Genomic DNA, 12,064 nt, shown 5'->3' on the forward strand with positions numbered 1-12,064 from the left:
ACGCGTGCAAGCAAGGGTCACCTAAGCCCGAGGCCGGCGGGCGGGGATCACCATCGGCGTCCGCCGGGACCGTCGCCGGCACCGCCTAGCATCGGGTCGTGCCGGTCTCCCCTGCCGTCGTCTCGCGCCTCGCCCTGGCCAACGCCGTCGCCAACGGCGCGATCGTCGTCACCGGCGGCGCCGTGCGGCTCACCGGCTCGGGCCTGGGCTGCCCCACCTGGCCGCGGTGCACGACCGAGAGCTTCGTCGCCACCCCCGAGCTGGCCGGCCACGGCGTCATCGAGTTCGGCAACCGGCTGCTCACCTTCGTCCTCGCCGGGATCGCCGTCGCCACGGTCGTCGCGGTGTGGCGGTCCGCGCGCCGCGACCTGCGCCCGCTGGCCGTCCTCACCTTCCTCGGCATCCCGGCCCAGGCGCTGCTGGGCGGGGTCACCGTGCTCACCGGCCTGAACCCGTACACGGTCGCGGCGCACTTCCTCGTCTCGATCGTGCTCATCGCGCTGGCCACCGTGCTCTGGTCGCGGTCCCGCGAGCCGGGGGTGGGCCGGCCGCTGCTGCGCCGTCCGCTGGCCCTGCTGGTGACCGGCATCGCCGCGGTCACCGGCGCCGTCCTGGTGCTCGGCACGCTCGTGACCGGCAGCGGGCCGCACAGCGGCGACGTCGACGAGGACGACGTGCCGACCGGCGACCGGATGGGCTTCGACGTCGAGCTGGTCAGCCAGTTGCACGCCGACGCCGTGTTCCTGCTCCTCGGGCTCACCGTCGCCCTGCTGGTGGCCCTGCACGCGACCGATGCCCCCGGCCGGGTCACGCGGGCCGCGCGCGACCTGCTCGTCGTCCAGCTGGCCCAGGGCGTCGTCGGCTACGTGCAGTACTTCACCGACCTCCCGGTCGCGCTGGTGCTGCTGCACATGCTCGGCGCGGTGCTGGTCACGGCGTTCACGGCTCGGCTGGTGTGGTCCGTGCGCGGACCGGCGTCCGAGGCTCCGCTGAGTCCCTCGCAGGTCCCGGCCTCCGCCACTCGCTGACGCCCGCTCCCGCACCGCTCCCCCCGGTCGTGCGCCGGTGCACGAGCGCGGAGGTGGGAGGAACCGCGCGAGAGTCGGCGCCTCGCGCTCAGCCGCGCTCGTCGTGGTCGTGGGTGGGGGTCAGCGGTGCCGGCAGCCGGGCAGGTCCTCGATCCGCCAGATCTCGCCGTCGTAGGTGATCACGTAGGCGTCGCCGTCGACGACCTCCATCGACGTCGGGCGGTCCAGTCCGTCGGCGACCACGTCCAGGCCGCCGTCCCGGTCCGCGACCAGCAGCTGACCGGTGTCCGGCAGGGCCGGTGACCCCTCCGGTGCACCCTCGGGGAAGTCGCCCTGGGCCAGCGCGTACAGCGCGTGCCGGCCCGCCTCGACATCGATGAGCAACGGTCCTCCCGAGGCGACGAGCTCGGGCTCGGCCGACCGCACGTGGAACGACACCACCTGGCCGTCCTCCGGCAGGTGGGGGACGGGGCCGGCCAGGGCCACGTGCACCGTGCGGTCCACCAGGTCGAGCCCGAGCGGGACGACGTTGCCGAGCTGCAGCACCGTGCGGACCTCCCCGTCCAGGGTGACCTGCAGCACGCGGTTGGCGTGCCCGTCGGTGACGAGGAACCCGTCCCGGTACGCCTCCATCGCGTACGGCACACCGGTGGGCACGAAGAAGTCGAAGTCCGGGGGCGGCGGGTTCTCGATCGTCCACGTGCCGATGTCGGCGACGACCTCGCAGGTGTCGTCCTCGACGCGGAAGACGCCGGTGACGGCGCTGCCACCGACGTCCGCGCTGACCATCGAGGTGAGGGCGTACATCGTCGAGTCGAGGAACGCGACGTCCATGGCGCCGCCGGCATCTCCCACCAGCACCTGCGGGGGCAGGCACGAGGCGACGACCGTCCTCTCCCCGGTGTCCGGGTCGATCCGGGACACCTCGCCCGAGACGGGTTCGGGCACGTACAGCGCGCCGTCGGGCCCGACCGTGCTGCCCGAGCCGCCCGCCAGGCCGGTGACCAGCAGCTCAGGGGCGTCGGCCCCCGGGGGTGGGTCCGCCTGGGCCGCGGGCGGCGCGGCGAACGCGCCGAGCAGCGTGGCCAGCACGAGCAGCGGTGCCCGTCGACGGTTCCGCATGACGACCTCCGCTCCTAGCGTCCGGCGGGCGCCGACGCTAGGACCGGAGGCGTCACGACCGCGTCACCCCCGCGTCACTGCAGGAGCGGCCCTCTCGCAGCCCCCCGCCACGAGCTCGCGAGCGGCGGGGGGCGAGGGGCCGTCGTCAGACCAGGACGTCGACGATGATCGCGACCGACAGCAGGGCCATGTAGGAGATCGAGACGTGGAACAGCTGCATCGGCCGGGTCTCCGCACCCGAGCGGATGCGGCGCAGCAGCCGGTGCGCCTCGACGACGAACCACGCGCCCAGCGCGGCGGCGGCGCCGGTGTAGATCCAGCCGATGCCGTACCCGTCGGCGACCGGCCACAGCAGCAGCGAGACCGCGACGGTGAGCCAGGTCCAGACGACGGTCTGCCGGCCGACCGACAGCTCGCTGGCCACGACCGGCAGCATCGGGACGTCGGCCCGCGCGTAGTCGGCGCGGAAGCGCACGGCGAGCGCCCAGAAGTGCGGCAGCTGCCAGCAGAAGACGACGCCGAAGAAGACCACCGCGGGCCAGGACACCGTGCCGGTGACCGCGGCCCAGCCGATCAGCACCGGAGCCGCTCCGGGCACCCCGCCGAACAGCGTCGAGTGCCGGGTGTGCCGCTTGAGCACCATCGTGTAGACGACGGCGTAGTAGGCGATCGCGCCGGCCGCCAGCACCGCGGCCAGCGGCGTCGTCGCCACCCACAGCAGCGCGATCGACAGCACGGTGAGCACCCCGCCGAAGACCAGCGCGGCGCGCGGGGTGACCTCCCCGGTGACCAGCGGACGCCGCTCGGTGCGGTGCATCAGCCGGTCGATGTCGCGGTCGTACCAGCAGTTGAAGACGTTGGCGGCCGCGGCGGCGAGGGTGCCGCCGGCCATCGTGGCCAGGAGCAGCTCCCAGGAGGGCAGGCCCCCGACGGCCAGCATCATCGCCGGCAGGGTGGTGATGAGCAGCAGCTCGATGATCCGGGGCTTGGTCAGCGCGACGTACGCGCGGACCGTGCCCGACAGGCGGCGGGCCTGGACGGCCGGGCGCTCGGAGAGCGTCGTCACCGGGCGGCCACCGACGGGGCGTCGGCACACGGGCAGGGCACCACCGGGCACGGCTCCACCAGGTGCGGGAACAGCACGGGGTCCCTTTCGACCGGGGACGGGAGAACGGACCAACTGTAGCCCGCGGCGCCCCCCGCCTCCTCCGGGCATGACCAGGGTCTCGTCCCCGGGACCGACCACTAGGGTCGACCACGTTGGTGCTGCGCACGCAGCGGGTAGGGCCGACGTCGACGACGACGGCGCGTCCTGGTGACGGGCAGCCGGGCCGTGACCGACGCGGGGCCGGTCGCTGGGGCCACGCACCGCCGTCCGCCCGGGCCGTACGAGGTCGCCGCAGATCACCCGGGCGGGTCCCGCACGGCCGACCCGAGGAGCACGACACATGGGAACCCAGAGCACCGAGTCCGAGGCCCCGGCCGAGGCAGCCACCGACACCCCGACCGGCGACCCGCGCCAGCCGGACCCGACGCTGCCCGAGGGCTTCGGGGAGCTCGACCGCCGCGCCATCGACACCGCGCGCGTGCTTGCGATGGACGCCGTCCAGAAGGTGGGCAACGGCCACCCGGGGACGGCGATGAGCATGGCCCCGACCGCCTACCTGCTGTTCCACAAGTGGCTGCGCCACGACCCGAGCGACCCGAACTGGGTGGGCCGGGACCGGTTCGTCCTCTCGATGGGCCACTCCAGCCTGACGCTGTACGTGCAGCTGTACCTCTCCGGCTACGGCCTGGAGCTCGAGGACCTGCAGGCGCTGCGCACCTGGGGCTCGAAGACCCCGGGCCACCCCGAGGTCAACCACACCCCCGGCGTGGAGACGACCACCGGTCCGCTGGGCCAGGGCGTCGGCAACGCCGTCGGGATGGCCATGGCCGCCCGCCGCGAGCGCGGCCTGCTCGACCCCGACGCTCCCGAGGGCGAGAGCCTCTTCGACCACACGATCTGGTGCTTCGCCTCCGACGGCGACCTGGAGGAGGGCGTCAGCGGCGAGGCGTCGTCGCTGGCCGGCACCCAGCAGCTGGGCAACCTGGTCCTCGTCTACGACGACAACCGCATCTCCATCGAGGACGACACCAACGTCGCCTTCACCGAGGACGTCGGCAAGCGGTACGAGGCCTACGGCTGGCACGTGCAGCGCGTGGACGACGGTGAGGACCTCGCCGCGGTCGACGCCGCCTTCGCCGCCGCCCGGGCCGAGACCGGCCGGCCGTCGATGATCGTGCTGCGCACCGTCATCGCCTGGCCCGCGCCGAACAAGCAGAACACCGGCGCCGCGCACGGCTCGGCGCTGGGCGAGGACGAGGTCCGGGCCACCAAGGAGATCCTGGGCTTCGACCCCGAGCAGACGTTCCAGGTGGACGACGAGGTGCTGGCCCACGCCCGCTCGGTCGTCGAGACGGGCCGCAAGGACCGCGCCGAGTGGGACGAGCGGTTCGCGGCCTGGCAGCGGGAGAACGCCGACGCCGCCGCGCTGCTGGAGCGGATGCGCACCCGCACGCTGCCCGAGGGGTTCGCCGCGGAGCTGCCGAGCTGGGACGCCGACCCCAAGGGCGTGGCCACCCGCAAGGCCTCCGGCGAGGTGCTGGCCGCGCTCTACCCGGTGCTGCCCGAGCTCTGGGGCGGGTCGGCCGACCTGGCGGAGAGCAACAACACCGCCGTCAAGGGCGAACCGTCGTTCCTGCCGGCCGACCGCCAGACCAAGATGTGGTCCGGTGGCCCGTACGGGCGCACGCTGCACTTCGGCGTCCGCGAGCACGCCATGGGCGCGGTCATGAACGGGATCGCCCTGCACGGCGGCACCCGCGTCTACGGCGGCACCTTCCTCACCTTCTCCGACTACATGCGCGGCGCGGTGCGCCTGGCGGCGCTCATGCAGCTGCCGGTGACCTACGTCTGGACGCACGACTCGATCGGCCTGGGCGAGGACGGCCCGACCCACCAGCCGATCGAGCACTTCGCCGCGCTGCGGGCGATCCCCGGGCTGGACGTCGTCCGCCCGGCCGACGCCAACGAGGTCGCCGTCGCCTGGCGGACGGTGCTGGAGAACAACGACCGCCCGGCCGGCCTGCTGCTGTCCCGGCAGAACCTGCCGGTGTTCGACCGGTCGGAGTTCGGCTCCGCCGAGGGCGTGGCCCGCGGGGCCTACGTCCTGGCCGAGGCCTCGAACGGCACGCCTGAGGTGATCCTGCTGGGTACCGGCTCGGAGGTGCAGATCGCCGTCGCCGCCCGGGAGCGGCTGGAGGCCGACGGCGTGCCGACCCGCGTGGTCTCGGTGCCCTGCGTCGAGTGGTTCGCCGACCAGGACCAGGCCTACAAGGACCAGGTGCTGCCGCCCACCGTGCGCGCCCGGGTGAGCGTCGAGGCCGGCGTGCCCATGGGCTGGCGCGAGTTCGTCGGCGACGCCGGCCGGATCGTCGGCCTCACCCACTACGGGGCCAGCGCCGCCTACAGCGTCCTGTACGAGCAGTTCGGCCTCACCGACGAGGCCGTCGTCGCCGCCGCCCGGGAGAGCATCGAGTCCGCGCGGTCGGGCACCGCCGTCCCGGCCGGTCCGGTCGCGGCCACCGGCGGCCTGTCCAACCCCACCGGCGACCTGTAAACCCTGGCCCCCTTGCAGGGTCCCGCTGCGAGCGTGCGAGCGGTGGGGAGCAAGGGGGTCCTTTCTCCAGGAAGGCAAGGACATGGCACAGAACGAGAAGCTGGCCGAGCTGTCGTCGGCCGGGGTCGCCGTCTGGCTCGACGACCTCTCCCGCGACCGCATCCGCAGCGGGAACCTGCAGGCGCTGGTCGACGAGCACTCGGTCGTCGGCGTCACCACCAACCCGACCATCTTCGCCGCGGCGATCAGTGGCTCGGACTCCTACGACGACCAGGTCCACGCGATGGCCGTCCGCCGGGTGGGCGTGGCCGAGGCGCTGCGCACCATCACCGCCGCCGACGTCCGCGACGCCTGCGACCTGCTGGCGCCGGTGGCCGAGCGCACCGGGCGGGACGGGCGGGTCTCCCTCGAGGTCTCCCCGGACATCGCCCACGACACCGACGCCACCGCCGCCGAGGCCGCGCACCTGTGGTGGCTGGTCGACCGCCCCAACCTGTTCATCAAGATCCCGGCCACCCAGGAGGGGCTCGCGGCGATCACCACGTCGATCGCCCGCGGGATCAGTGTCAACGTCACCCTCATCTTCAGCCCCGAGCGGTACCGGGCGGTCATGGACGCGTACCTGTCCGGGCTGGAGCAGCGGCTGGCCGACGACCCCGAGGCCGGCTTCGAGGGGATCGAGTCGGTGGCCTCCTTCTTCGTGTCCCGCGTGGACAGCGAGGTCGACAAGCGGCTGGACAAGGCCGGTGCCGACCCCGCGCTGAAGGGGAGGGCGGCGGTGGCCAACGCCCGGCTGGCCTACCAGGCCTACGAGGAGGTCTTCTCCTCCGACCGCTGGAAGGCGCTGGCGGCCAGGGGCGCCTCTCCCCAGCGTCCGCTGTGGGCCTCCACCGGCGTCAAGGACCCCGCCTACCCCGACACCCTCTACGTCAGCGAGCTGGTCGCACCCGACACCGTCAACACGATGCCGGAGAAGACCCTGATGGCCTACGCCGACCACGGCAGCCTCGGCACGCCGGTGCAGAAGGCCTACGACGAGGCCGCCGCCACGATGCAGGCCATCCGCGACGCCGGGGTCGACCTCGACGACGTCTTCCGGGTCCTGGAGGACGAGGGCGTGCAGAAGTTCGCCGACTCCTGGAACGAGCTCGTCGAGTCGGTGAGGAGCGAGCTCGAGGACAAGGCCTGACCTCCCGGTCCGCCGTGTCCGCCGCGCTCGGCTGACCCTCTCGGGGAGGATCAGGGTCTGCCGAGCGCACCTGCCCGACCCCGCCGTCCGGTCCACCGCCGGGCCGGACGGCGGGTCCCCTCCGACCTCTCCCCTCCGACCTCGAGGACGGACGATGACCCTCTCCCCGCTTCGCGGCCCGCGATGATCACCAACCCGCTGCGCGATCCGCGGGACCGGCGGCTGCCCCGGGTCCCCGAGCCCTGCGCCCTGGTCGTCTTCGGCATCACCGGCGACCTGGCCCGCAAGAAGCTGCTGCCGGCCGTCTACGACCTGGCCAACCGCGGGTTGCTGCCGACCAACTTCGCCCTCCTCGGCTTCGCCCGCCGCGACTGGGGCGACGAGGACTTCGCCGAGCTGGCCCGCGACGCCGCCCGCAAGGCCGCCCGCACCCCGTGGCGCGAGGAGGTCTGGGAGCGGCTGGCCGGCAGCGTCCGGTTCGTGCAGGGCTCCTTCGACGACGACAACGCCTTCGACGAGCTGGCCGCCACCCTCGGCGAGCTCGAGGGCACCCACGGCATCGGCGGCAACGCCGCCTTCTACCTGTCCATCCCGCCGGCGATGTTCCCGATCGTGCTCAAGCAGATGCAGCGCACCGGCATGGCCGACAGCACGCCCGACCGCTGGCGCCGGGTGGTGGTGGAGAAGCCGTTCGGCACCGACCTGGCCTCCAGCCGGGAGCTCAACGAGCTGGTCGACTCGGTGTTCACCGCCGACGACGTCTTCCGCATCGACCACTACCTGGGCAAGGAGACCGTCCAGAACCTGATGGCGCTGCGGTTCGCCAACTCGCTGTTCGAACCGGTCTGGAACGGCCACCACGTCGACTCGGTGCAGATCACCATGGCCGAGGACGTCGGGATCGGCGGTCGGGCGCAGTTCTACGAGCAGACCGGCGCCGCCCGCGACGTGCTGCAGAACCACCTGCTGCAGCTGCTGGCGCTCACCGCGATGGAGGAGCCGGTCGAGTTCTCCGCCGAGGAGATCCGCACCGAGAAGCTCAAGGTGCTGCGCGCGGTCTCGCTGCCCGAGGACCTGGCCACCTCCGCCGTCCGCGGCCAGTACGAGCAGGGCTGGCTGGCCGGCCAGCGGGCCACCGGCTACCGGCAGGAGGAGGGCGTCGACCCGCACTCCACCACCGAGACCTACGCCGCCGTCCGGCTGGGCGTGGAGACCCGCCGCTGGGCAGGCGTGCCGTTCTACCTGCGCACCGGCAAGCGGCTGCCACGGCGGGTCACCGAGATCGCGCTGGTGTTCAAGCGCGCGCCGCACCTGCCCTTCGCCGACACCGACACCGAGGAGCTGGGCAACAACCAGCTGGTCATCCGCGTGCAGCCCGACGAGGGGATGACCCTCAAGTTCGGGTCGAAGGTGCCCGGCAGCGTGATGGAGGTCCGCGACGTCGCGATGGACTTCCTCTACGGCGAGCAGTTCACCGAGGCCAGCCCCGAGGCCTACGAGCGGCTGCTGCTCGACGTCCTGCTCGGCGACGCCACGCTCTTCCCGCGCAACGCCGAGGTCGAGGCCTCCTGGGCGGTGATCGACCCGCTGGAGGAGTTCTGGGAGGGGACCACGCCGCAGGCCTACCGGGCCGGCGAGTGGGGGCCGCGCGCGGCCGACGAGATGCTCGCCGCCGAGGGCCGCCGGTGGCGGCGCCCGTGACGCCCACCCGCGAGGAGACGATCCGATGACGACGCTGTGGGACACCACCGGCTCGGCCGTGGTGAAGGAGCTGGCCGCGCAGCGGCGCACCGGCGGAGCGGTGCTGTCCGGTGTCGCGCTGACCCTCGTGGTCGTGGCCGACGAGAACCGCGTCGCCGAGGCGGAGGAGGCCGCGACCGCTGCCGCCGCGCAGCACCCGTGCCGGCTGCTGATCGTCGTCCGCCGGCAGATCGAGTCGCCGGCGCCCCGGCTGGACGCCGAGGTGCTCATCGGCGGGCGGCTGGGCCCCGGCGAGGCCGTCGTCATGCGGATGTACGGCCGGCTGGCGCTGCACGCCGAGTCGGTGGTCCTGCCGTTGCTGGCCGCCGACGCCCCGGTGGTCACCTGGTGGCACGGCGCCCCACCGGAGCGGCTGGCCACCGACGCGCTCGCGGTGATCGCCGACCGGCGGATCACCGACAGCTCGCTGGCCGGCGACCAGCTGGCCGCGCTGCGCACCCGCGCCGAGGACTACGCCCCCGGTGACACCGACCTGGCCTGGACCCGCAGCACGCCGTGGCGGTCCACGCTCACCTCCACCGTCGACTCGGTGTCCGGGCGCCGCGGCGAGGCCGTCCGGGTGCTGGGCGGCCGCGTCGAGGGCGACCCCGGCCACGCCACCGCGCTGCTGCTGGCCGGCTGGCTCGGCGCGCGCACCGGCTGCGAGATCGCGGTGGTCTCCGGCGAGCGGCGCCCGGGCCCCAGCGGCGTGTCGGCCGTGGTGCTCGAGCTCGACCAGGACGAGGTCGTGCGGGTGGAGGCCGACCGGCGCGGCGGGGCGGTGATCAGCCAGCCCTACCGGCCGGACGCGACCGTGGCCCTGCCCGACCACCAGCTCGGTGACCTGGTCGGCGAGGAGCTGCGCCGGCTGGACCCCGACGAGCCCTACGCCGAGGCGCTGGAGTCCACCACCGGCGTCCCGGACCTGGCACGCCGCGCCGCCGAGCGCGAGTACGTGTGGTTCGACCCCGCCGAGGACTACGCCGGCAGCGGTGGCGAGACGCTGCCGGCCGTCCCGCCGGATTCGGAGGGCACCGACGAGGTCGCCCAGCAGGGCGTCGAGGACGCCGACCAGGGCGCCCGGGACGCCGGGCAGGCCGTCCCGTGACGGTCCCACCGAGAAAGGACCCTCCTGCCCCCCACCGCTCGTCGAAGGACCCCGTCCTCCCCACCCCTCGCACGCTCGGCGCGGGACCCGGGACGGGGCCGGGGCCCCTGCAGGAGGGCCAGGTGCCCGACGTCGTCGTGGAGCCCGACGCCGACCGGCTGGCCCGCGCCGTCGCCGCGGCGCTGGTCGCCCGGCTGGCGGCGGCCCAGGCCGTGCACGGGACGGCGTCGGTCGTGCTCACCGGCGGGGGCATCGGCACCGCCGTCCTCGAGCGGGTCGCCGACCTGGTCCGCGAGCCGGCGCGCGAGCGGGTCGACTGGACCGCGGTCGACGTGTGGTGGGGCGACGAGCGCTTCGTGCCCGCGGACGACGACCAGCGCAACGAGCTCGGCGCCCGGCGGGCGCTGCTGGACCCGGCCGGGGTACCGGCCGAGCGGGTCCACGCCATGCCGGCGTCCGATGCGGGTCTCACCGAGCCGGAGGACGCCGCGGAGTGGTACGCGGGTCAGCTGGCCGCCGCCGCCCCGGAGGGCGCGTCCCTCCCCCGCATCGACCTGCTGCTGCTCGGGATGGGCCCGGAGGGGCACGTGGCCTCGATCTTCCCCGGGACGCCGGCGGTGTCCGACGAGCGGACCGTGCTCGCGGTGCGCGACTGCCCCAAGCCGCCGCCGACCCGGGTCAGCCTCGGCTTCGCCGCCCTCAACGCGGCCGAGGAGGTGTGGCTGCTGGTCAGCGGCTCGGCCAAGGCACCCGCCGTGGCGCAGGCGCTGGCCGGGGACGCGACGCCCGACGAGCTGCCGGCGGCCGGGGTGCGCGGGCGGCGGGCGACCCGCTGGCTGCTGGACGCCGAGGCCGCCGGGCAGCTTCCCCGGGAGGCCTGAGGACCCTGGTGGGCGGCGTCGTCCGCGAGGAGAGTGCGGGCCGCGACCGGCAGTTCCCCGCTCGCCCCCCTCCCCCGTGGAGCCCGCGATGACGCTCCCCACCGCCCTTCCCGTCCCTCGCTCGCAGCCGGGCCTCGTGCCCGAGCCGCAGCCCGCGCCGGGGCGTCCCGGTTGCTGGTGGAACTGGGAGCGGGCGGCCTGGGTCCGCTGGGTGCCGATCCCCCCGCCGCGGCGTCCCCTGGACTAGCCACTCGATCGGATCTCCCCAGGGTGGCCCCCCTGCACGGCCCTGCCGCGAGCGTGCGAGTGGCCGGGGGCGAGGGGGTCCTCCCTCAGGCGCCGCGGCGGGCCCGCAGCTTCGCCAGCGCCTCCTCGAGGAGGGCGTCGCCGTCGGCGTCGCTGCGCCGCTCGCGCACGTAGGCCAGGTGGGTCTTGTACGGCTCGGTCCGCGGGGCCGGCGGCGGGGTCGCCTGGTCCTGGCCGGCGGGCAGGCCGCACCGCGGGCAGTCCCAGAGGTCGGGCACCTCCGCGTCGGAGGCGAAGGCCACCTCGGTCTCGTGGGCCTGCGCGCACCAGAAGGACACCCGGCGGCGGGGGGCGGCCTCGCCGCGCTCTGCCTCGCCCACCGGACCCGCGCCCACCCGCGTACCCCGGATCGCGTTACCACCAGCCACCAGTGCCCCCTGTGCGTCTCAGCGGTCCGCGGCCGACAACGGCCGTCGGCGCAGTCTAGGGCCTGGAACGGGGGCCAGAGAGGACTTTGGTCCCGATGACCTCGGCGTTCGCCGGACCGCCGTCGGCTGCCTGCCGGGCCCGCCGCGAGCTCGCCGGCGGACTGGGACGGCCCCGCTGCGGGGGCCCGCGGCGAGCTCCGGTGACGTGCTGGAACAGCCCCGCATCAGGGTCCCGCCGCGAGCTCCGGCGACGTGCTGGAACGGCCACCCTCCAGGGTCCCGCGTCGAGCCTGGTGAGCGGATGGAACGGCCCCCTGCAGGGTCCCGCCGCGAGCTCCGGTGACGTGCTGGAACGGCCACCCTTCAGGGTCCCGCGCCGAGCGGGCGAGGCGTGGGGGGAAGGGTGGTCCTCTTTCAGACCTTGAGCAGGATGCCCAGGCCGATGATGCAGACGGTCCAGATCAGGCCGATGAAGACGGTGAGCCGGTTGAGGTTCTTCTCCACCACGGAGGAGCCGGACAGCTGCGAGGAGACCGCGCCGCCGAACATCGAGGACAGGCCCCCGCCCTTGCCGCGGTGCAGCAGGATCAGCACCACGAGGAGCACGCTGGTGAGCACCAGCAGCACGTTGAGGACCAGCTCGACCATGTCCCGAGGGTA

At 74.4% G+C, this 12,064-nt stretch carries 10 protein-coding genes; 6 read left to right on the forward strand and 4 right to left on the reverse strand.

Translation table 11 applies throughout. The features are described from left to right. Positions 1-98: 98 nt before the first annotated feature. Complete coding sequence (locus BLR12_RS08490) at positions 99-1,028, forward strand: COX15/CtaA family protein (RefSeq protein WP_091376118.1); 930 nt, start codon at positions 99-101, stop codon at positions 1,026-1,028. A gap of 120 nt (positions 1,029-1,148) precedes the next feature. On the opposite strand, the gene BLR12_RS08495 is transcribed toward BLR12_RS08490, so the two are convergent. Together BLR12_RS08495 and BLR12_RS08500 are read right to left on the reverse strand one after the other, a co-directional pair. Then, entirely contained in the window at positions 1,149-2,150 is a 1,002-nt protein-coding gene (locus BLR12_RS08495; protein ID WP_091376119.1) for a ScyD/ScyE family protein, read from the reverse strand. 145 nt (positions 2,151-2,295) lie between these two features. Next, complete coding sequence (locus BLR12_RS08500; RefSeq protein WP_091376648.1) at positions 2,296-3,216, reverse strand: heme o synthase; 921 nt, start codon at positions 3,214-3,216, stop codon at positions 2,296-2,298. 382 nt (positions 3,217-3,598) lie between these two features. Here BLR12_RS08500 and tkt point away from each other — a divergent pair, with 382 nt between their 5' ends. The 5 genes from tkt to pgl all read left to right on the forward strand — a co-directional run bounded on the left by tkt (position 3,599) and on the right by pgl (position 10,730). Then, positions 3,599-5,812 carry a transketolase gene (tkt, locus tag BLR12_RS08505; RefSeq protein ID WP_091376121.1) on the forward strand — a complete coding sequence of 738 codons (2,214 nt, stop codon included), beginning with the start codon at positions 3,599-3,601 and terminating at the stop codon, positions 5,810-5,812. An 82-nt stretch (positions 5,813-5,894) separates the two neighbouring features. After that, positions 5,895-7,001: a transaldolase gene (tal, locus tag BLR12_RS08510; RefSeq protein WP_091376123.1), complete on the forward strand. Its 1,107-nt coding sequence runs from the start codon at positions 5,895-5,897 to the stop codon at positions 6,999-7,001. Positions 7,002-7,184: 183 nt separating this feature from the next. Then, entirely contained in the window at positions 7,185-8,702 is a 1,518-nt protein-coding gene (zwf, locus tag BLR12_RS08515; RefSeq protein WP_091376126.1) for a glucose-6-phosphate dehydrogenase, read from the forward strand. Between the two features lie 25 nt (positions 8,703-8,727). Next, positions 8,728-9,849, forward strand: a complete 1,122-nt coding sequence (locus BLR12_RS08520) for a glucose-6-phosphate dehydrogenase assembly protein OpcA (protein WP_091376131.1) — start codon at positions 8,728-8,730, stop codon at positions 9,847-9,849. A 122-nt stretch (positions 9,850-9,971) separates the two neighbouring features. Then, complete coding sequence (gene pgl, locus BLR12_RS08525) at positions 9,972-10,730, forward strand: 6-phosphogluconolactonase (RefSeq protein WP_255363375.1); 759 nt, start codon at positions 9,972-9,974, stop codon at positions 10,728-10,730. 332 nt (positions 10,731-11,062) lie between these two features. Here pgl and BLR12_RS08530 read toward each other — a convergent pair whose 3' ends face one another. Then, positions 11,063-11,404: an RNA polymerase-binding protein RbpA gene (locus BLR12_RS08530; protein ID WP_091376134.1), complete on the reverse strand. Its 342-nt coding sequence runs from the start codon at positions 11,402-11,404 to the stop codon at positions 11,063-11,065. 414 nt (positions 11,405-11,818) lie between these two features. Then, the gene (gene secG, locus BLR12_RS08535) at positions 11,819-12,052 is read right to left on the reverse strand and encodes a preprotein translocase subunit SecG (RefSeq protein WP_091376136.1); all 234 of its coding nucleotides are present in this window, start codon (positions 12,050-12,052) and stop codon (positions 11,819-11,821) included. Positions 12,053-12,064: the final 12 nt, after the last annotated feature.

Origin of the sequence: Geodermatophilus sp. DSM 45219 (genome assembly GCF_900104025.1) — a bacterium.
Taxonomy (GTDB): domain Bacteria; phylum Actinomycetota; class Actinomycetes; order Mycobacteriales; family Geodermatophilaceae; genus Geodermatophilus.

Excerpts from the sequence above, each read along its gene's own strand:
- BLR12_RS08495 (WP_091376119.1), bottom strand. The coding sequence starts at position 2,150 with ATGCGGAACCGTCGACGGGCACCGCTGCTCGTGCTGGCCACGCTGCTC.
- tkt (WP_091376121.1), top strand. The coding sequence starts at position 3,599 with ATGGGAACCCAGAGCACCGAGTCCGAGGCCCCGGCCGAGGCAGCCACC.
- tal (WP_091376123.1), top strand. The coding sequence starts at position 5,895 with ATGGCACAGAACGAGAAGCTGGCCGAGCTGTCGTCGGCCGGGGTCGCC.
- zwf (WP_091376126.1), top strand. The coding sequence starts at position 7,185 with ATGATCACCAACCCGCTGCGCGATCCGCGGGACCGGCGGCTGCCCCGG.
- BLR12_RS08520 (WP_091376131.1), top strand. The coding sequence starts at position 8,728 with ATGACGACGCTGTGGGACACCACCGGCTCGGCCGTGGTGAAGGAGCTG.
- secG (WP_091376136.1), bottom strand. The coding sequence starts at position 12,052 with ATGGTCGAGCTGGTCCTCAACGTGCTGCTGGTGCTCACCAGCGTGCTC.